This window comes from Mesorhizobium sp. M0152 (genome assembly GCF_040322415.1).
In the GTDB taxonomy this organism is placed as follows: Bacteria; Pseudomonadota; Alphaproteobacteria; order Rhizobiales; family Rhizobiaceae; genus Mesorhizobium.
This window is the reverse complement of record NZ_JAMYTH010000016.1, coordinates 23,319-43,402: the sequence shown is the minus strand read 5'-3', so window position 1 is coordinate 43,402 and position 20,084 is coordinate 23,319. Positions and strand designations below refer to the sequence as shown.

Here is a 20,084-nt window from a genome sequence, read left to right as displayed (position 1 = left end):
GACCCAACGGGAGACAACCATGGACATTCTTCGCGCTGGCACCAGGCCTTCCGGCAAGGGGCCACCCGACTGGTTCACCGGCACGGTGCGGATCGATCCGCTCTTCAATCCCTTCGATGCCGGGCGGGTCCAAGGCGCACAGGTGACCTTCGAACCCGGCGCCCGCACCGCCTGGCACACGCATCCGCTCGGCCAGACGCTGATCGTCGTCTCGGGCCTTGGCCGCGTGCAGCGCGAGGGTGGCCCGGTCGAGGAAATCCGTGCCGGCGACGTCGTCTGGTTCGCGCCCGGCGAAAAGCACTGGCACGGCGCGTCGCCTCAGACCGCCATGACCCACATTGCCGTCCAGGAGGTCAAGGACGGCAAGGTCGTGGACTGGCTGGAACATGTCAGCGACGCCGACTACGCAGCCTGATCTTCTCCACTCGAAAGGAACGAAAATGCTTGCAACCGTTCTTTACAAACCGGGCGACATCCGCTGCGAGGAAATCGCCGATCCGAAAATCATGCGGCCAACAGACGCCATCATCAAGCTCTCGGCAAGCTGCATCTGCGGCTCGGACCTGTGGCCCTATCGCGGGCTGCAGCCGGTCGACGGCCCGATGCATATGGGCCACGAATATTGTGGCATCGTCGTCGAAGTCGGCGCAGAGGTGCGCACGGTCCGTCCCGGCCAGTTCGTCGTCGGCTCGTTCTGCCTCTCCGACAATACCTGCCCGCATTGCCGCTTCGGCTTCCAGTCGTCCTGTGTGCAGCGCGAGTTCATGTCGGGCGCGCAGGCGCCTTACGCCCGGGTGCCGTTGGCGGATGGCACACTGGTAGCCACCGCCGAGGTGCCGCCGGCCGAACTCATCCCTGACCTGCTGGCCGTGTCCGATGTGCTCGGTACTGGCTGGTATGCGGCCGACGCAGCCGAGGTCCGAGAAGGATCGACGGTGGTGGTGGTCGGCGACGGTGCGGTCGGCCTGATGGGCGTGCTCGCGGCCAAGGAGATGGGCGCCGAGCGCATCATCGCCATGAGCCGGCACCCCAGCCGCCAAAAACTCGCCCGCGAGTTCGGCGCCACCGACATCGTCGCCGAGCGCGGCGAGGAAGGCGTGGCCCGCATCAAGGAACTCACCAAGGACGTCGGCGCGGACTCGGTGCTGGAATGCGTCGGCACGGCGGAATCCTTCGACCAGGCGCTGGCCTGCTCTCGCCCCGGCGGCACCATCGGCTATGTCGGCGTGCCGCATGGCGTGAGCTTCGACGGCCAAAAACTATTCTTCGGCCAGAAGCGCATGCTGGGCGGCCCCGCGCCGGTGCGCCGCTTCCTGCCCGACCTCATGGACCGTGTGCTCAAGGGCAGGATCAAGCCCGGCAAGGTCTTCGACCTCAAGCTGCCATTGGCCGAGGTCGCTGAAGGCTACCGCGCCATGGACGAGCGGCGCGCCATCAAGGTCATGCTTTCGGTTTGAGCGAAGATTGGGCGGACGGCCTGTCCGCACCCACAACAGTCAGAAAAGGAACAACGCATATGACGATGAGATTGAAGATAGCCGCCCTGGCGCTTGCACTTTCGGTCGCCACGCCGGCTTTCTCCCAAGAGTCCCCGATTATCGGCGCATGGCGCATGAGGTCGCTCGAGGCCGGCGCCGAGGGAAACCTCAAGCCCGTGCCATATTCCGGCCAGGTCATCTTCACCGAGGCCGGCACCCTCTCGGTGCAGGCCCAGAACCCCGACGCCAAGGCGCCGGACACGCCTTACACGGCGAATGGCTACGAAGCCTATTACGGGCCGGTCGCCATCAACGACCAGGACAAGACCTTCGTCATCACGATCGAGTCCTCCCTGGTCCGCAACCTTGTCGGGAAGAGCATGAAACGCAAATTCGAAGTCACGGACAACAAATTGGTCCTCACGCCGGACAATCCGGCCGAAGGCTGGCGCGTGACCTACGAACGTTACTGATCGGAACAGCCGGCTGTCAAAGTGTTATCAGTGGCCAAAATGGCGCGGACTTCGGACCGAAATAGCGTGATGGCGGAACTGGTGCCAATCATGGCGGCTGTACGCTGATGCGTGGCGAGGGACCATCCGCAGGGGTGATACGGTTTCGTCCCAGAGGCAGGAGCGCAAGCTCAAAGGCCGCAGCGAGAGTGCCACCCATTGAATGCCGCTAGATTTGACGCTATTTTTCGTCATAAGATGCGTCGATCATAGGAAGCAGCTGATGGGCCTGGTTCAATATTCCGACGACGGGTTTTTCGCGCCGCGCAAGATCGCGGAGGCTCTCCGAACGACCAGCGAGGAAGTTGCGAAGACTGCCGGCCTCGGCAAGGACGCCGTCCAGCGCAAGGACCGCGTTCGGTCGGACAAAACCCAGCGCCGGCTGCGCGAAATGGTGGAGATCGTCAATAAGGTCGAGCCGCGCCTCGGCTCGGCGCTCATGGCCTATGCATGGTATCGGTCCGAGCCGCTGCCCGGCTTCTCCGGGCAGACGGCCATGCAATTGGTCCGTAGCGGTCGGGCTGACGAGGTGCTCGACTATATCGACGCCGTCGATGCCGGCATCCACGCCTGACCCGGTGGATGCAGTATCGAGGCAAGCTCTATCGGGCGCTAAACCCCATTTACGCGCGCGCGCCGCTTTCGGGTCGCGGTGCTGAGCTTTACGGCGGTCGGTTCAATCCGAAGGGCACTCCCGCACTCTATACATCCCTCTCCGTGACCACTGCGCTGCGGGAAGCCAACCAGGTCGGGAATTTGCAGCCGACCACACTGGTTTCCTATGATGCTGAGATCGGGCAGGTCTTCGACAGCCGGGACGAACAGGCGCTTCTGGCCGAGAGTGTCGATGCCGGCGCGCTTGCTGATAGCTCCTGGCGCGACCAGATGAAGGCGACCGGTGAGGCAGTGACGCAGGGATTTGCCCGAAGACTGATCGGTCTTGGCTATCACGGATTGCTCGTCAGGAGCTTTGCGCTGGGCGTGACCGCGGACGATGTCAATCTCGTGCTCTGGACGTGGGGAGATGGCCCGCCCTCTCGCCTGACCCTTATCGACGATGAGGGTCGGCTGTCGCCCTAACGCTTGCGGGTTTTCGATCGGCATGGATGGGCATGATCGCGGAGCTGCTTTCATCGCGACCAATACGCCGACGATGACGCGCCATGGTCACGCTGAATCTGGCTTAAGCTGTTCGGCGTATACTGTTGAGCGGTGACTGTCGGCGGCAAGTCGACCATATGAAGCGCGAGATCAGAAATCCTCGAACTTGCATCGAAATATTCTGACTGGGCACAAATTCCGGCATTTTCGGCTCGGATGTGAACGCGCGTTCATCTCGAATCAGGGGCCGGATGTTCCCTAGCGGCCGCGTCAAATGCTTTCTTCGACATTGGCTTGGAAGCCCACATGTGCCTTAATGTCGCACATGATTGCGTTCTGTTGTGGGAGTCCAGCGAACTAGGGAGGAGAAAATGAAAAAGGACGAGCAACCCGTATCGCGACGGAATTTCATTAAGACCAGTAGCCTGCTTGCCGGCGCGGTTACGACCGCTGTTACGGCGCCCTGGGTGCGCAAAGCCGAGGCGGCCGACACCATCACGTGGAAAGTGCAGACGTCATGGCCGGCCGGCGTTGGTCTGGAAACATTCCAGAAATGGTGCGCGACGATCAAGGACAAGACGGGCGGGCAGCTCGAGTTCCAGCCGTTCAAGGCCAAGGACATCGTCGGCGACTTTGAGCTTTTCGACGGCGTCAAAAACGGCGTGCTGGAAGCGATGAACTCGTTTTCGCTGTACTGGGCAGGAAAACTCCCGGCAACGGCTTTCATGAGCTCCTATACGATGGGGCTTCGGTATCCGCACGAATGGGACATTTTCTTCTATGCCAAGGGCGGATTGCAGGTCTGTCGCGACATATACGCCGCGCAGGGGCTGTATTACGTCAACCGCATCCACCACGGGCCCAACATTATCCACTCGAAAACGCCGATCCGCTCCTTTGACGACTTCAAGGGGCTGAAACTGCGCGTGCCCGGCGGCATGATCGCCGAGACCTTCGCCAAGGCCGGCGCCAAGACGACGCTGCTGCCGGGCGGCGAGGTTTTCTCGGCATTGGAAAAGGGCACCATCGACGCAGCCGATTACACAGGCCCAGCGGTCAACTGGGCGCTCGGCTTCCAACAGGTGACCAAGTACATATCCATGGGACCTCCAGGCCTGATGTCGATGTACCAGCCGGTCGACCTGATGGACTTCGCCGTCAACATGGACGTCTGGAACAAGCTCCCCGACAATCTCAAGCAGTTCGTCGAGGGCGAGGTGCAGGTCTATTCCAACATCCATTTCGGGGCCATTCAGAAGGCCGACATGGAAGCCTGGCAGAAATTCATCGATGCCGGCACCGAGATCAATCGCCTCAGCGCGGACGATTTGCAGCAATTCCAGGAAATTGCCGTCCCGATCTGGTTCGAATGGGCCAACAAGGACAAGGATGCCGCGCGTATTTTCAAGCTGCAGCTGGAAGTCATGGAAAATCCGACCGTAGGCTACGTCACGCCCGACATGTATCAGGGTTTGTCGATCAATCTATAGTCGGCATCGCGCCTGCCCTGAGGGCGGGGCGGGCGCCTTCTTTCGCTCGGTCTTTTCACTCACCGGCAGCTGATCCCCATGCCATCACTGACCTTCGTCATGCCGCACTGGCTCTACTGGTCGACGCTTGGCCTGTTCCCGCTGGTCGCCGCCTGGTTGGTGTATCGCGAGCAGGAGCGACGCGACTTTGGCCGACCGAACCTGTTCCTGGCCTATCTTTTCCTGCTGACCGCCGGGTTTCTCGGTATGCACCGTTTTTATCTCAAGAGCGCCTGGGGCATGATCTTCATTCCGTTCTTCCTTGCGGTCCTGTGGACCAGCGCCGACATACGTGTTGCCCGCGAAAACCTGTCGCTCTCCCGCTCCGAGGCCGAGCATGCCGAACGGCTGCTCACCCGCGCCCAATCCGACCTTGCTGCCGGCAAGACCGGCGCGGCACAGCGTCTTGCCAAGGCTGAAGCCGATGCCGCGCCGGCGCGTGATCATTTCGCCGCCTCGACTGACGGTCTTCGTCGTGCAAACGGCTATGCACGCGTCGCAGGCATCCTGCTCGGGCTTCTTCTCCTCGGCGATGCCTTCCTTCTGCCGCGCCTTGTGCGGCGCCGGCGGCAGCGCGAGACCACGCCGACGCCGCCATTGGTCCATCCTCTGGATACGGGCGTGCCCGCCAGCGCGGTCAAGCCTCCACTGCCGTTCTTTCGGCCGGTCGACTGGCTGGTGCGGGTGACGGGCGAACTCGTCGCCTATTGGGCCGTGCTCGCGGTCTTCGCCTACTATTACGAGGTGGTGGCCCGCTATATCTTCAATTCGCCGACCAACTGGGTGCATGAGAGCATGTTCCTCATGTTCGGCATGCAGTACATGCTTGCCGGCGCCTACGCCTATCGCGACGAGACGCATGTCAGGGTCGATATCGTCTACAGCCACCTCTCGGTGCGTGGCCGCGCGGTTTGCGACATCATCACGTCCTTCTTCTTTTTCCTCTTTGCCGGCGCGCTGCTTGTCACTGGCTGGCGTTTCGCCAGCGATGCGATCTCCATTGGCGAGCGATCCTTCACCGAGTGGGGAATCCAATATTGGCCGGTGAAACTCACCATGCCGATCGGCGCGGCGCTCCTCATTCTACAAGGCCTGTCCCGCCTGGTGCGCGATATCGCCATCGTGGCGGGAAAGGTTGAATAGCGATGGGGCTTGAGCTTCCGATCCTGTGGCTGAGCGTGCTCATGTTCGGTGGACTCGGCGTGCTTTTGCTGCTCGGCCTGCCGATGGCTTTCTGCACTGGCAGCCTCGCCGTGCTCTTCCTCTTTCTGTTCGGCAATTCAGCGGTGCTGAACATGCTGCCGTCGAGGATCTTCCCCTTCATGACGGACTACCAGCTCTCTGCCGTGCCGCTGTTCATCTTTATGGCGGCGATCCTGGAGAAGGCGGGCATCATCGAGGAACTGTTCGATGTCGTTTACAAATGGCTCGGCGGACTGAAAGGCGGCCTCGCTTCGGCGACCGTCATCTCCTGCACGTTGCTTGCCGCAATGGTCGGCGTCGTCGGCGCGACCGAAGTGACCATGGGCATGATCGCGCTACCTGCAATGCTCAAACGCAATTACGACGCTAAGCTTGCCTGCGGCTCTCTGCTTGCCGGCGGCACGCTGGGGATTCTCATCCCGCCCTCGGTCATGGCGATCGTCTATGCGGTTGTGGCTCAACAATCGCTCGGCGAACTGCTGGTCGGCTCGGTTTTCCCGGGGCTTTTGTTGTCGAGCATGTATGTCGGGTATGTGACCCTCCGCTGCTACATCAATCCCGCCCTGGGACCAGCACTGCCGGTCGACGAGCGCGTAAGCTTCGTCGAAAAACTCAGGCTATTGCGCCGCACCATCTTGCCCATCCTGCTCATCATTCTCGTTCTCGGCGTCATCTTCCTCGGCATTGCGACGCCCGTTGAAGCGGCGGGTATCGGCACCTTCGGGGCCTTCATTGTCTGTGCGGCACACCGCCAGCTCACCTGGGACACCATTCGCGACGCTGGGATTGCCACGTTGAAGGCGACCGCCATGGTGATGTGGATCTTTTTCGGCGCCACCATGTTCGTTGGCTTCTTCATCCTCAAGGGCGGCCAGACATTCGTCTCCGATTCGATCCTCGGCACCGGCCTTGCGGCCTATGGCGTGCTCATCCTGATGATGGTGATCCTGTTCGTGCTCGGCATGTTTCTTGATTGGGTCGGCATCCTGCTTCTCACTGTGCCGATCTTCCTGCCGATACTGAAGGGCCTCCAGTTCGACGGGCTATTCGGCCTTCCGGGTGTGGCCTCCAGCGACGTGCCGCTCTGGTACGGCGTCATCTTCATGGTCAACATGCAGATGGCCTTCCTCAGCCCGCCTTTCGGCTATTCGCTGTTCTACCTAAAGAGCGTCGCCCCGCCGCAGATCACCATGGCCACGATCTTCCGGTCCGCCGTGCCCTTTCTGTTCCTGCAAGCCATCGGCGTCGGCCTGTGCATTGTATTTCCCGCAATCACGCTGTGGTTGCCCAAAATGGTGTATGTGGCCAATTAGCCGTGGATTTTCGATACGGCCAGTCCGGATCATCTGGCGTTCGGCTCAACTGGCAGAGCTGCCTGCCGAACCGAGGCTAACGCAGCTGCTCTGATTGGCGGAGACCTGTCTTAACACCAAGGGTGAGTTGAAACAGGTGTGCTACCTGCGCGAACCATCATGTGGATGGATTTATCGAGCCCGTGCGAGCATACTGCGCAATGCGTTCCTTTAACGAGGAATAAGCTGATGCGCCTAGGCACGAGAAGCGTTCCGATCGAGTACTACACACTCAGGATTGCTGGCCCCGCGGTTTCGCAATCAGGTGCTGAAAGCGCGATCATCGGCTACCTCGCAGACCGACCAATCTTTGGCTCAGTTACAGATTCCTCCGGCACTCACTATCGTTATGTTGGGCTTGCAGCACGTCTTCCTGACGGACGTTACGATATCGAATCGCTCTCCCCTGGTGAATGGATCGTCGATCCAGGATTGATCTATAGATCAGAAGCGGCGTTGCTCGAAACCGAGGGAAGCGGCAGCAAATCCGCAACGTTAGCGTCAACTCTTCACGGCTGGTGGTCTAACCAATGAAACTACCCATGCCGGAAATGGAAAGGGGTAGTGACGAGACTGTTTAGCAGATCGCCTTGCATTTTGGAACAACTGTCATTCAACAGAGAGGACAGGACGATGGCTGGGGAATCCAAAAAACACGAAGGGGGTGTCTTCTATCACACTCCCGGCTCTGAATATTTTGAAAAACGTGGGCTGAGGCGGCACGCCGGCGTCTTCTCGCTTTGGGCATTGGGCGTCGGTGCCGTTATCTCGGGCGACTTTTCGGGTTGGAACCTCGGCTTTGCCGTCGGCGGCTGGGGCGGCATGTTCGTCGGAACGGTGCTGATCGCCATCATGTATCTCGGCCTGACCTATTCGATTGCGGAGATGAGCCCTGCGCTGCCGCATACCGGCGGCGCCTATTCGTTCGCGCGCACCGCGTTCGGACCGTGGGGCGGCTTCATTACCGGCATTGCCGAGAACATCGAATACGTGCTCACCCCGGCAGTCGTGGTATATTTCATCGGCACCTACATGACGGCCATCACCGGCACGCCTGATGCTTGGCAGCCGATCTGGTGGTTTGCCGGCTACTTGGTCTTCGTCGGGTTAAACGTGCGTGGCGTGGCGCTTTCATTCGGGGTCACCGTCATTGTAACGCTCATTGCCTTGGCGATCCTGGCGTTCTTTTTCGTCAGCGCGCTTGCGTCGGGACAATTCGACTTCGCCAAGAACGCGATGAATATCGGAGTGGGACCCGACGGGGCTGCAGTCGCGCTGCCGGAGGGGAACGGGCCTTTCCTGCCGTTCGGGCTGCGAGGTATTTTCGCGGCGATGCCGTTTGCGGTGTGGCTATTCCTCGCCATTGAGCAATTGCCACTTGCCTCCGAGGAATCGGTGGATCCCAAGCGTGATATGCCCAAAGGCATCATGCTCGGCATGTTTACACTCCTGGTCACAGGGTTCCTGATCCTGATCATCAACCCGGCCCTGCCCGACGGATCCTTTGCCTACGGAACGTCGGGTGAGCCTATCCTTGACGGCTTCAGGGTCATCTACGGAGCAGGCTGGGCGAAGGTCCTCGCGCTGTTCGCAGTTGCAGGGCTGGTCGCCAGCTTCCACGCAATCATCTTCGCCTACGGACGGCAAATATATTCGCTGAGCCGCGCGGGCTACTTTCCGCATTTCCTGTCGGTAACCCATGGCGAGCACAAGACGCCCAACGTGGCGCTTGCCGCAGGATCGCTCGTGGGCTTCGTCGTGATGGTGGTGATCTGGTTTACCCAAGGCGGCGGGGCCGCCGGCACTTACATCGGCGGCACGCTCCTGAACATGGCTGTTTTTGGCGCTATGTTCTCGTATCTTCTGCAGGGGCTGACCTTCCTGCAACTGCGCCGTCGTTTCCCGAACATTGAACGGCCCTACAGGAGTCCCTTTGGAGTGCTGGGCGCGTGGCTGACCGTGATCATCGCCTTGATTACCATCGGCTTCCAGCTTACCGACCCGTTATACCGCCAGGGCATCATCGGAGTAGCAGTCTGGTATGCACTGGCGATCGTCTATTTCGGCGCCTATGGCCGCAGAACGCTGGTCTATTCGCCGGAGGAGGAATTCGCCGTCAAGCAGCGTGAAGGCACTGCCGCGTTATAGACTCGGCGTTGTCAGCATCCAAGGCACTGAAGAGCCGGGGCGACGCTTTAATCGGTACGCTTTGACAAATTCGTGCGGGTAACAGCGAGGTGTGGGGTTGAATGAGCTTCGAACTGGCGATGCTTGTAGCGAGTTGCGTGCTCTGTTTTGTCCAAATTATTCTCGCCTCTCATGCGGCTAGCCTACAGCGAGGCTATCATTGGACGGCCAGTGCTCGCGATGCGGAAGTCCCTCCGCTCACGGGGGTCGCAGGACGCCTCGAACGGTCACTTCGCAACTTTTTGGAGACATTCCCGGTGTTCGTGGCTGGAGTCTTCCTTGTGCATGCGCTCGGTCGTGAGAGCGGCCTGAGCGAATGGGGATCTGGTCTCTATTTTTCAGCCAGGCTGGCATATCTTCCGCTCTACGCCGCGGGGATTCCCCTGGTTCGCTCGCTCGTCTGGAATGTCGCATTCGTTGGAATTGTGCTGCTTTTGCTAGCGTCACTCCGGCCCGAGCTATAATGCCAACATAATGCGAGGGTCGCGCGTTTTTTCAGTCGCGCACATGCAAAATCTCGTCAACTTTCCAAGCGAGGGCATCAGTCGTTGTTTATTCTGAAGCTGTCTGCTTGGCGCTTTTCGATCTCGTAACTGAGCCAACGACAGAACATACCAATCACCGATGTCGCGGCTCCTGCGAGGAGACAAACCGTCAGCATGAGGTCTTTCGATGCATTCTGCCAGCTCACAATCGTCAGGAGAGCCACGCTGATCGTCGAAATCAGGTAGCCGGCCCCCTTTAGGAGGTGAAGCGAAGTCTTCCTCATGTTCGCACCTGGATAGGCTTGGAACTCTTCCAGCGCATGGAAAGTTCCTTTGCATAGGTGAGTGAGTGCCAAGTTTGGCGCAGGGCAACTGTTGGAATCCGATTTCAGCAGAATGGAAGCCAACAATGTTCGACGAGGCAGTCCGTAGGTCGCACATCACTCCGCGATCAGCATGACCTTGACGCTCTGTGAGCGGTCGGCGGCGAGACGGAAAGCATCGGGGGCGGAGGACAGGGCGTGCTCGGCGGTCACGAGCTTGAGGACGTCCACGTCGCCCCGCACGATGAGATCGACAGCCCGGCCGAACTCGACGCCGAAGCGGAAGGTGCCTTTGAGATCGATCTCCTTGGCCATCACCGCGTTGGCCGGCATCGGAATGTGGCCGCCGGGAAGATTTCCAACCTGGACCACCGTGCCGCCGCGCCGAACGCTGGCGATCGCAGCGGCAAGGCCCGCCGCGGTGCCTGAAACCTCGAACGCCACGTCGAGCGGCTTGTCGGCGGCGAGCGCCTGGAGCTCGGCGTCGCCGCGGGAAAGGTCGATCGTCCGGTCCGCGCCAAACCGGCGGGCGAAGGCGAGCGGGGCGGCTGATATGTCGGCAACGGTGAGTTCGCCGCAGCCGCCAAGCCTGGCCGCGAGCATGGTCAAGAGACCGATGGGGCCGGCACCGAACAGGATGACGTTGCGGCCCTTGATGTCGCCGGCCCGCGCGACGGCATGCAGACTGACCGCCAGTGGCTCGGCAAGTGCGGCCGCCTGGTAGGCCATATCAAGTGGAACCTTGAAACATTGCGCGGGCGTGGCGTCGAACAGACTGGCGAACCCGCCCTGCATATGCGGCGTCTTCGATGCCGAACCCATGAAATAGATGTTTTCGCAGAGATTGGCGCGGCCTTCGAGACATCGCGCGCAATGCCCGCACCAGCGCGACGGATTGACCGCGACGTGGTCGCCGACGCTGAGGCCAGGTGCCGCACCGTGAGTCTCGACGATCTCGCCAGCGACTTCGTGACCTAGGATCAGCGGCGAAGTAACAACGAAATCGCCGGTGCGGGCGTGGCGGAAATAATGCAGGTCGGAGCCGCAAATTCCGCCCGCGCCAAAGCGTACGCGCACCATCCCTGGCGCCAGCGGGCCGAGCGGATGTTCTACGACACGCAGGTCTTGCGGGCCGAACAATGTCGCCGCGATCGCCTGGCCGCTCACCGGATCAGTCCCATCTCAGTCGGCAGCCAGAGCGTGATGGCCGGTATGAAGGTGATCAGAAGCAGCGCCACGATAAGCGGCACCAACCAGGGCAGGATCGCCATGGTGGTGCGTTCGACCGAGAGCTTGGCGACGCGCGACAACACGAACAGCACCATGCCGAGCGGCGGGTGCAAAAGCCCGATCATCAGGTTAAGCGTCATGATCAACCCGAAATGCACCGGGTTGATACCGTAGACGGCGGCGACTGGCAGCAGGATCGGCACCAGAATGGTGATCGCGGCGATCGTATCGAGAAAGCAGCCGACCACCAGCATGAGGATGTTGACCAGGATCAGGAAGACCCACTTGTTTTCGGTGAGCGCGAAGATGAAGTTCGAAAACAGCTGTGCCGCCTGGCTGACGGTGAGCAGCCAGGCGAAGATCGACGCGGCGGTAACGATGAAGAGCACCGAAGCCGTCGTCTCGATCGTGTCGAAGCTGGCCTTGGCGAGCAAGCGCAGCGTCATCGTGCGGTAGCGTACCAGCCCGAGAAAAAGCGACCAGATCACGGCCGCCATCGCCGCTTCGGTCGGCGTGAACCAGCCCATCGTCATGCCGCCGATCAGGATGACCGGTGTCATCAGCGCCATGACCGCGGAGAAGTCAAAATACCAGTCCGCCACGATCAGCACCAGCAGCGCGATACCGACCGCGATGTTGATCGACAGGCCAAGCTGCACGAGCACATAGCAGGCAACCGGAAAGGCCGCCACCACCAGCACCTCGCCCGCCGCTTCGGCCAGCCGCCGAAACTCGAAGGGCGTGTCGGAGCCCCAGCCGCGCCTGTAGGCGAAGATGGCGACCGTGATCATCATCAGCACGGTCATGACCACGCCCGGCAGGATGCCGGCCATGAACAGCGCGCCAATCGAGACATTGGCCATCATGCCGTAGATGACGAAGGGCAGCGAGGGTGGAAAGATCGGTCCGAGCGTGGCGGAAGCGGCGGTTACCCCGACCGCGGCGTCGATCGGGTAGCCGTGATCCTTCATCGCCTTGATCTCGATGGTGCCGATGCCGGCGGCGTCGGCGAGCGCGGTGCCCGACATGCCGGAAAAGATCACCGATCCAATGATGTTGACCTGCGCCAGGCCGCCCTTCATCCAGCCGACCAGGGCAAGGGCGAAGGAATAGATGCGCCCCGTCACGCCGGCGATGTTCATGAGGTTGCCGGCAAGGATGAAGAACGGCACGGCAAGCAGCGGAAAGCTCTCCACCCCGGCAATCATGCGCTGGGCTGCGATGATATCGGGCGCGACGCCGTAGATGACGAGGTAAAGGATCGAGGCGGCCGCCATCGAAACGGCGACCGGCACGCCAATGAGCATCAGGACAATGAAACCTCCGACCAGAAGCAGCATCGCTCAGACCCCTGCCGTCTCGAACGCACCAGGACGCTCGAGCACTGAGTAGCCGCGCCTGTAATTGCCGATAAAGACCTGGATCGAGCGCAGAAGCATCAGTACGAAGCCGGCCAGGACGGCGTAGAAGAACCAGCGCCGCGGCAGGTTGACGGTGACCATGCGCTCATGCGCCACGATCGTGACGTAGCGCCACATAAGCCAGGATCCGTAGGCGAAGAATGCGATGCGGATAATATCGACGGCGAGCGCTAGCCAGCGGCCGACGCGCTCCGGCAGATAGTGGTAGAGCACGTCGACATGGATATGGCGCGAAAGGCGCACGCACATCGCGGCGCCGAGAAAGACGACGACGACGAGCGCGTTGATGGCGATCTCCTCGGTCCAGGCAAGACTGTTGTTGAGCGCATAACGGGTGAAGAACTGCAGGAAGACACAGCCGACCATGCCCCAGAACACGGCGAGCGTGATCCAGTCCTCGACGCCGTGGTCCGACAGGTCGACGTGTACCGGCACCTCCTCGAAGGCATGGGCGATCTCTTCGACGGTGATCTCGGTGTGGTGTTCCTCGGCCATGGCGGGGGCTCCCGAAGCTGGTGGATCGTCAAGGATTGGAAACGCCGTCCGGCGCAACGTGAAGCCGGACGGATGGGCAGGTTAAAGCGGCGAATCCGATTGCCGCTCTATCCTCGTGATGAGCATCCGATTTCCCGATGCCCTACTTGATGGCGCGGATCGCTTCCCAATCAGCCTTGTTGTAGCCGAACTCCTCGAAGGAGACCTTCTCCAGCACATTCTTCTCGAAATCGGCACGATCGACATCCGTCACGCTGATGCCGCGGTCCTTGAATACCTGCACCAGTTCCTTTTCTCGGGCGACGATCTTTGCCGTGGCGCGAGCGGCGGCCTCCTGCATCACCTCGGTGAAGATCTTCTTGTCCTCGTCGGAAAGCGAGGCCCAGCGCGACGCCGATACGATGGTGTTGAGATGATCGACGATATGGCCGGTGAGCACGATGTTCTTCTGCACCTCATAGAACTTCTTCGCCTCGATAGTGGTCAGCGGGTTCTCCTGGGCCTCGACCGTGCCGTTCTGCAGGGCCAGGTAGACCTCGGCGAAGGCAATCGGTGCGGTATTGGCACCGCAGGCACGCGGCATGGCGAGATAGGCCGGCACGTCGGGAACGCGCATTTTCAGGCCTTGCATGTCGGAGCATTTGGCGATTGGCCGGTTCGAGGTGGTCTGCCGCGTGCCATAATAGGTGGTGGCAGCGATATGATTGCCGGTCTTATCCTCGTAGCCCTTGGTCAGAGCCTTGTAGATGTCGCTCTTGGTGTATTTCAGCAGATGGTCGGCATCACGGAAAGTATAGGGGAAATAGGTGACGCCGATCGGCGGATATTCGCGTGCCGCGAAGCTCGATCCGGAAATGATGATGTCGACAGTGCCGAGCATCAGGCCCTGGTTGATGTCTGCTTCCTTGCCGAGTTGCGAGGCCGGATAAACGTCGATGGCGTAGCGGCCTTGGGTGCGCTTCTTGATCTCGTCGGCTGCCCAGACGGACTCGGTATGGAAAGGCTCCGACGTCTCGTAGACATGGGCCCATTTCAGCACCGTCTGAGCCGAGGCCGAAGCCATCGGCATGACGCTCGCGACGATCACACCCAGCAGAACTGCGTATTTTCTCAGCATCCTAATTCCTCCCTGTGGTCGTGTTGGCTTACTGGCTCCCCCGCCCGACTGCTAATCCAACGCTCTATTGCGTAACCTCCTTGGCTACGGCTCTTTCATCGAAATTGCGTGAGAACCTGATCTGCGACTGACGCAGATGATGTTGCATGGCAGCCTTGGCACGCTCGGGATCGCGCGCCGCAATCGCGTCGCGCACGGCACGATGCTCCCCGGCGGCGATTTGCCAGGACTCCTTGTTCTCGAAATAGGTGGAGAGGCGTTCGAAGTAAGGGTTCATGCGCTGGTCGAACAGCTCGCCGATGAAGCGCACCAGCACGGCGTTTTCGAGAATGCCCGCCACCGCCGTGTGGAATTCCCGGTCAAGCGCGATGGTCATTTTGTTCGGGTGGCGCATGGCCTCCATCCGGCGCAGCACGTCATCCAGCAGCTTGAGATCGGCCGGCCGAATATGGAGAGCGGCTTCGGCGGCGATCGCGCCTTCGACGAATTCGCGCGCGCGCAACAGCTCGAACGGACCTTCGTCCGTTGCCGCTTCGGATGCGGCGGCGTTCGGCGGATCCGTGACGTAGATGCCGGAGCCGACGCGAATGCGGATGCGACCTTCGACTTCCAGCGCGATCAGTGCTTCGCGCACTGTCGGACGAGAGATTCCCAACTGGTCGGCCAAATCCCGCTCGGTCGGCAGACGGTCGCCGACGGCAAACTCGCCGGAGTCGATCAGCTGCCTGAGCTGATCGGCGACCTGTCGATAGAGCCGACGCGGTTCAACCGCCTGGATCGGCATATCAGCCCAATCCTCTCTTCAGATATCGTTATGCCGACTGGCATATTGGTCTGACCTATTGACCACAGCCTAGACGGAGGATTGGGCGAGTCAAGAGCGACCAGCGTTGGACGCGACATTGTGATAGATAGTGGGGCGCAGGTCGCGTTTCGTGCCCAGCTGCGGGCCCGTTTAAGGGATATGAGAACCGACTCCCGGTGACGAGGCGCATTCTACCCGCAGCAAGATCAAAGAGATCGCGGCCGAGTTCCATGTCCTGCGCGGCCACGACCGTTTCAGCTTCGGCGATATAGCGACGGCGATCGGCACGACACGAGCCAACATCCACCATCACTTCGGCGCGTCCTCAATCGCAGATCGGCGTTAGGCCGCCTGACCGGTGAAAAGATCGTGGAACCGCTGCAGGTACAGCGGCCAGCCCTGATCGCTATCAACCCCACCGCGCACGCTCTCCCAGCCTTCGCCATGGCGCTCGAGATTCCGGTGCTCGATCTCAACCCTGGTTCGGTTCTCCGTCTCCGCCGTGAACCGGACTTCCCATTCGCTGGTCTTGTTCAGGTCGGTCTCAATCTGCCACCGCGGGCTGATATCCCAACTCAGAACCAGTCGGCTGGGCGGATCGTAAGCCAACACACGAGCCCAGCGGCACTCGCTGCCGTCCACGCCGCGATCGTAAACGTGACCCCCGACCCGGGGTTCAAAGATCGTCTCAGCAATGGGCATTGCGAGAAGATTGTGCTCGCGAGGTTTGAACCTGCCGAAATCCTCGGTGAAGACCTTGAAGGCTCGCGCGATAGGGGCCTCGACAACGACGGAGTGCCTTACAGGCGCGGGTGTAGGATGCTTGCTCATGCCTGATTCCTTCTTCGGAAGCTCGACGGCCAATTTGTAGCCCGCTAGGGTCTTGCTCCAGAACTGATCGACTTCCGCGCGCAGACTTGCCAGGCCGCCGGGGTCGATACGATATATGCGTTCCTTGCCCGAGCGCGTGTCGGCCACAAGCCCGGCATCCTTGAGTACCTTCAAGTGCTGAGAGACCGCCGGTCTGGTTACAGGCAGCACACGAGCAAGTCCGCTGACCGAACAAGGCCGTTCGACCAACAGTTCGAAGATCGTGCGCCTCGTCGAGTCTCCGAGCGCAGTCCAGTAGTTCGCGTTAGTGGCCACTAACGCAAACCTAAGGCGATGGGCCTGCCCTGTCAAGCTGGAGTGGTCGACGTTGCGGAACCTCAGTCCCGATCCGGGTCCGTCGGGTAAAAGGGAAACCGTGGTCAGGTTTCGGAAATGCTCATGCATCGGCAAGGCGCTGTCCGCATGGCACATGCGCCCAATCAGCCGGGGTCCGCCAATCTAACCATTTGTAATATGTATTGAAATTGGCGCACCCGACAGGATTCGAACCTGTGACCTCTGCCTTCGGAGGGCAGCGCTCTATCCAGCTGAGCTACGGGTGCTTCCCGGCGGGCCGGAAAACGAACCAGCCGGTGAACCGGCAAGTCACGGCTTCTTAGCGGAAGCGGGCGCGGGCTTCAACGGGCAATTGGGGATTGGCGCCGCGTCCCATGGTGCAGGTGGCCCTCTCACAGGTGCGGGCTTGTCGTGTATGGCGCTCCCCTTCTCCGTCTCGGCTTCGCCAAGCCACCTCCCCCACTTGGTGAGGGCGAGGAACCCAAGCCTGCCAGAGGCGAGCTTTGTGTGTGTGTCTGCAATAGCGGCGCGCTTCTTCCGATCATGCCTGCTGTGCATTCCCTCACCCCGTCGCCTCGCTCTTCACCACCCGCCTCCTCACTCGTCTTGCCGCCCGCTTCGGCTTCTTCGCGCCCGTCAGCTCATGCATGGCGTCGAGCTGCATCTGCTGCATTTCGGCCAGGCGGGTCCACTGGCGCGAGATGAGGTAGTCGAGCTTTTCGTGCAGATGGCGCACTTCGAGCTCGGCTTTGAGGTTGACGCGGTAGTCGTTGAAGGAGCGCAGGCGGTCCTTGGTCTCCTGACGCTTCTGGCTCATCATGATGATCGGAGCCTGGATGGCGGCAATGCAGGAGAGCAACAGGTTGAGCAGGATGAACGGATAGGGATCGAAGGCGCTACCCATGCCCGCGATCAGGTTGATGCCGATCCACACCAAAAGCACGCTGGCGAAGGAGATCAGGAACCACCAGCTGCCGCCGAAGGCCGCCATGGTGTCGGAGACGCGGTCGGCGAAGGAGCGGTGCTCCTCGAACTCCTCCTCGCTGTTTTCGGAAATCGTGTCCTGCCTTGCGATCGATTCCACCACCTGGCGGTCGAGCTCGGAGAATTCGCCGTGCTCCTGCTGGAGCAGTTCTTCCATGTAGCGCATGCGGTAGCGGCCGAGCTCGGCGCGGCTGATGCGGGCGCCGGTCGGCAGGTCCGGATGATCGGAGCGGATACGGTCGGCGAGGCTCGGGCGCAGATTGTCGATGCGCACCAGGTCGCGCTTGCGGAACTTGCGGCCCGATATCGCCGACGGTTTTTTCTTGGGCTTGCCGCGTGACGCGCCGGGGCCGGCCGGCTCGGAGTCCGGCACGTCGGGCGCTTCGAGGTGCTCGTCCAAACCCTGGTCGGCTTCAAGCCCGCCTGCCGTCGGCGCCTCGAAATATTCGCCGCCGCCGTCATTGTCCGCCGGCTTCTGCTCAGGTGCCTTGGGAAGGGTGCTCATGGTGCGGGCTCCTGCTGTCGCGATGGGAAAGACGATACGCCAATGTGGCGGCGCATAGCCACCGGCGCGCATGGGAATTTGACGTCCCGACTTGGTCATCCTGGGGCGAAGCGATGGGTGGGCCGTGACCTTAGCCGTGCCGTGCAGCGGAGCGGAAATTCTGCACCGCGGTACTTTGAAGTCGGGATCCTCAGGTCTCCGCGATGCCCGTGGATGACGAGTAGGGAGTGCTCCATCCCCTGCGGAGCGCCGCACAAGTCCTGCGGATTCCAGAACATTCCCTGGCGTCACGCCGCCTTATCATTCCCGCTCGAACATTGGTGCCCCGGCGGTCGCGTCCGCTCTCGTATTGGCGGTTCGTCGGAGCGCCCAACGACAAGGGAACGACGATGAAATTCATGCTGACCGACCGCAAATTGCACCCGCAGGCCGAGCCCGTCGCCGACGATTTCAGGAAAGGCGGCATCAGCCGCCGTGAATATCTGGCCCTCATGGCCGGCCTCGGCGTCAGCGCCGCCGGCGCGCTGGCGCTGGGCGGCCTCGCTCCCACTCCTGCCCGCGCCGCCGAACCCAAGCGCGGCGGCGTGCTGCGCGTCGCCATGAACGTCAAGGGCTTCAAGGATCCGCGCACCTTCGACGGCGTCGAAATGTCCAATGTCGCCCGCCACTGCAACGAATATTTGGTGCGCTGGAACACCGATTTCTCCTTCGAGCCCTGGCTGCTCGAAAGCTGGGAGATGAGCGACGACGCCAAGACGCTGACCCTGCACGTGCGCAAGGGCATTAACTGGTCGAACGGCGATGCCTTCAATTCAGACGATGTCGTCCACAATCTCACCCGCTGGTGCGAGGCCGGTGTCGCCGGCAATTCGGTGGCCGCGCGCATGGGCGCGCTGGTCGATGCCGGCACCAAGAAAGTGGTCGACGGCGGCATCGAGAAGGTCGACGATTTTACCATCAAGCTCAACCTACCCAAGCCGGACATTTCGCTGATCGCCGGCATGGCCGACTATCCCGCGCTGATCATGCACCGCTCCTATGACGGCGACGGTGACCCCATGAAGGCGCTGGCGATCACCACCGGTCCCTGCGAGCTGGTGAAGTGGGATGCCGAGACGGGCGCCGAGGTGAAGCGCAGGGACAAGCCGTGGTGGAAGGGCGAATTCTGGCTCGATGGCATCAAATGGGTCGATTACGGCTCGGATCCCAACGCCATGCTGTCGGCATTCGAATCCGGCGAGATCGACACCGACCACGAGACCGCTTCCGATGCCGTCTCGCAGACCGAGCAGATGGGCTTGAAAAATTCCGAGATCGCCACCGGCTCCACCATCGTCGCCCGCTTCAATGTCGGCAATCCGCCCTATGACGACGTTAGGGTGCGTCGTGCCGCCCAGCTTTCCGTCGACAATTACGCCGTGCTGACGCTCGGCCTCGGCGGCCTCCGCGGCAAGCCCGCCGACAATCACCATGTCGGCCCCATGCACCCCGAATATGCCGATATCGGCCCGGCCAAGCGCGATGTGGCGGGAGCCAGGAAGCTGCTGGCGGAGTCCGGCAAGGCGGACCATGAATACGACCTCATCTCCGTCGATGTCGAATGGCAAAAGAACACGGGCGACGCGATCGCGGCGCTGATGCGCGACGCGGGCCTGAAGGTCAAGCGCACCGTTCTGCCGGCCGCCACCTTCTGGAACGACTGGAGCAAATATCCCTTCTCCTGCACCGAATGGCTCGGCCGCCCGCTCGGCGTCCAGGTGCTGGCGCTCGCCTACAAATCGGGCGCCGCCTGGAACGAAAGCGCCTACGCCAACAAGGAGTTTGACGAGCTGCTCGACAAGGCGCTCGCAACGCCCGACGCCGCCCAGCGCAAGGAGATCATGGCCGGCATCGAGAAGAATCTGCGCGACTCAGGCATCATCATCCAACCCTACTGGCGCTCGGTCTACCGGACCTACCGCAACGGCGTCGAAGGCTGCGAACAGCACCAGGCGCTGGAACAGCACTTTGAGAAGGTTTGGCTGGAGGGGTGAGCCTAGCGCTGACCTGATTTCCTCGCCCCCACGAAAGTGGGGGAGAGGTGGCCCGGCGAAGCCGGGAGGGAGTGGGGGGACGCCCTCCGCGAAGTCAAAGCCGGCTGAAGATAAGGCGCGACTATTGCGTGCCCTCCAGGGCGGCGTTTTAAATGGT

Annotated in this window: 20 protein-coding genes, 1 tRNA gene and 2 pseudogenes; 13 read left to right on the top strand and 10 right to left on the bottom strand. The window is 61.3% G+C overall.

Annotated features, from left to right (window positions below; all coding sequences use genetic code 11):
- Positions 1-19: 19 nt before the first annotated feature.
- The 11 genes from NKJ26_RS17445 to NKJ26_RS17395 all read left to right on the top strand — a co-directional run bounded on the left by NKJ26_RS17445 (position 20) and on the right by NKJ26_RS17395 (position 9,826).
- On the top strand, positions 20-415 hold the full coding sequence (locus NKJ26_RS17445) for a (R)-mandelonitrile lyase (RefSeq protein ID WP_352603731.1): 396 nt from the start codon (positions 20-22) through the stop codon (positions 413-415).
- Positions 416-440: 25 nt separating this feature from the next.
- The gene (locus NKJ26_RS17440; RefSeq protein WP_352603729.1) at positions 441-1,457 is read left to right on the top strand and encodes a zinc-dependent alcohol dehydrogenase family protein; all 1,017 of its coding nucleotides are present in this window, start codon (positions 441-443) and stop codon (positions 1,455-1,457) included.
- A 59-nt stretch (positions 1,458-1,516) separates the two neighbouring features.
- Complete coding sequence (locus tag NKJ26_RS17435) at positions 1,517-1,951, top strand: lipocalin-like domain-containing protein (protein ID WP_352603727.1); 435 nt, start codon at positions 1,517-1,519, stop codon at positions 1,949-1,951.
- A 262-nt stretch (positions 1,952-2,213) separates the two neighbouring features.
- Entirely contained in the window at positions 2,214-2,564 is a 351-nt protein-coding gene (locus NKJ26_RS17430; protein WP_352696295.1) for an MbcA/ParS/Xre antitoxin family protein, read from the top strand.
- Between the two features lie 8 nt (positions 2,565-2,572).
- The gene (locus tag NKJ26_RS17425; protein WP_352603725.1) at positions 2,573-3,070 is read left to right on the top strand and encodes an RES family NAD+ phosphorylase; all 498 of its coding nucleotides are present in this window, start codon (positions 2,573-2,575) and stop codon (positions 3,068-3,070) included.
- Positions 3,071-3,462: 392 nt separating this feature from the next.
- Complete coding sequence (gene dctP, locus NKJ26_RS17420) at positions 3,463-4,581, top strand: TRAP transporter substrate-binding protein DctP (RefSeq protein ID WP_352603723.1); 1,119 nt, start codon at positions 3,463-3,465, stop codon at positions 4,579-4,581.
- A 78-nt stretch (positions 4,582-4,659) separates the two neighbouring features.
- Entirely contained in the window at positions 4,660-5,763 is a 1,104-nt protein-coding gene (locus NKJ26_RS17415) for a TRAP transporter small permease subunit (RefSeq protein WP_352696294.1), read from the top strand.
- Positions 5,764-5,765: 2 nt separating this feature from the next.
- Complete coding sequence (locus NKJ26_RS17410; RefSeq protein ID WP_352696293.1) at positions 5,766-7,136, top strand: TRAP transporter large permease; 1,371 nt, start codon at positions 5,766-5,768, stop codon at positions 7,134-7,136.
- A 228-nt stretch (positions 7,137-7,364) separates the two neighbouring features.
- Positions 7,365-7,709 (top strand): hypothetical protein, encoded by a 345-nt coding sequence (locus NKJ26_RS17405; protein WP_352603717.1) that lies wholly within the window; start codon positions 7,365-7,367, stop codon positions 7,707-7,709.
- Positions 7,710-7,808: 99 nt separating this feature from the next.
- Positions 7,809-9,323 carry an amino acid permease gene (locus NKJ26_RS17400; RefSeq protein ID WP_352696292.1) on the top strand — a complete coding sequence of 505 codons (1,515 nt, stop codon included), beginning with the start codon at positions 7,809-7,811 and terminating at the stop codon, positions 9,321-9,323.
- Between the two features lie 101 nt (positions 9,324-9,424).
- On the top strand, positions 9,425-9,826 hold the full coding sequence (locus NKJ26_RS17395) for an MAPEG family protein (RefSeq protein ID WP_352603713.1): 402 nt from the start codon (positions 9,425-9,427) through the stop codon (positions 9,824-9,826).
- Positions 9,827-9,903: 77 nt separating this feature from the next.
- Here the strand turns inward: NKJ26_RS17395 and NKJ26_RS17390 are convergent, their stop codons facing one another.
- From NKJ26_RS17390 to NKJ26_RS17365, 6 genes are all read right to left on the bottom strand, one after another.
- Positions 9,904-10,254 carry a hypothetical protein gene (locus NKJ26_RS17390; RefSeq protein WP_352603711.1) on the bottom strand — a complete coding sequence of 117 codons (351 nt, stop codon included), beginning with the start codon at positions 10,252-10,254 and terminating at the stop codon, positions 9,904-9,906.
- Between the two features lie 33 nt (positions 10,255-10,287).
- Positions 10,288-11,337 (bottom strand): L-idonate 5-dehydrogenase, encoded by a 1,050-nt coding sequence (locus NKJ26_RS17385; RefSeq protein ID WP_352603709.1) that lies wholly within the window; start codon positions 11,335-11,337, stop codon positions 10,288-10,290.
- Positions 11,334-12,740 carry a TRAP transporter large permease gene (locus NKJ26_RS17380; RefSeq protein WP_352696291.1) on the bottom strand — a complete coding sequence of 469 codons (1,407 nt, stop codon included), beginning with the start codon at positions 12,738-12,740 and terminating at the stop codon, positions 11,334-11,336. The genes NKJ26_RS17385 and NKJ26_RS17380 overlap by 4 nt, the downstream gene beginning before the upstream one ends.
- A 3-nt stretch (positions 12,741-12,743) precedes the next feature.
- Entirely contained in the window at positions 12,744-13,316 is a 573-nt protein-coding gene (locus NKJ26_RS17375) for a TRAP transporter small permease (RefSeq protein WP_352696290.1), read from the bottom strand.
- A 142-nt stretch (positions 13,317-13,458) separates the two neighbouring features.
- Entirely contained in the window at positions 13,459-14,385 is a 927-nt protein-coding gene (locus tag NKJ26_RS17370; RefSeq protein WP_352696357.1) for a sialic acid TRAP transporter substrate-binding protein SiaP, read from the bottom strand.
- Between the two features lie 112 nt (positions 14,386-14,497).
- Positions 14,498-15,217 (bottom strand): FadR/GntR family transcriptional regulator, encoded by a 720-nt coding sequence (locus tag NKJ26_RS17365; RefSeq protein ID WP_352696289.1) that lies wholly within the window; start codon positions 15,215-15,217, stop codon positions 14,498-14,500.
- Positions 15,218-15,443: 226 nt separating this feature from the next.
- Here NKJ26_RS17365 and NKJ26_RS17360 point away from each other — a divergent pair, with 226 nt between their 5' ends.
- On the top strand, positions 15,444-15,584 hold the full coding sequence (locus tag NKJ26_RS17360; protein ID WP_352696356.1) for a TetR family transcriptional regulator: 141 nt from the start codon (positions 15,444-15,446) through the stop codon (positions 15,582-15,584).
- Here the strand turns inward: NKJ26_RS17360 and NKJ26_RS17355 are convergent.
- The 4 genes and pseudogenes from NKJ26_RS17355 to NKJ26_RS17340 form a co-directional block, all read right to left on the bottom strand.
- Positions 15,581-16,006: pseudogene (locus NKJ26_RS17355) on the bottom strand (SRPBCC family protein); the annotation flags it as partial. The gene NKJ26_RS17360 and the pseudogene NKJ26_RS17355 overlap by 4 nt on opposite strands.
- Positions 16,007-16,090: 84 nt before the next feature.
- Positions 16,091-16,384: pseudogene (locus NKJ26_RS17350) on the bottom strand (ArsR/SmtB family transcription factor); the annotation flags it as partial.
- A gap of 210 nt (positions 16,385-16,594) precedes the next feature.
- Positions 16,595-16,671 (bottom strand) — tRNA-Arg (locus NKJ26_RS17345).
- A gap of 296 nt (positions 16,672-16,967) precedes the next feature.
- A complete protein-coding gene (locus NKJ26_RS17340; RefSeq protein WP_352696288.1) occupies positions 16,968-17,894 on the bottom strand; it encodes a DUF1003 domain-containing protein in 927 nt (308 codons plus the stop codon).
- Between the two features lie 389 nt (positions 17,895-18,283).
- Between NKJ26_RS17340 and NKJ26_RS17335 the strand changes: the two genes are divergently transcribed.
- Positions 18,284-19,927 carry an ABC transporter substrate-binding protein gene (locus NKJ26_RS17335; protein ID WP_352696287.1) on the top strand — a complete coding sequence of 548 codons (1,644 nt, stop codon included), beginning with the start codon at positions 18,284-18,286 and terminating at the stop codon, positions 19,925-19,927.
- The last annotated feature ends 157 nt before the right edge of the window (positions 19,928-20,084 follow it).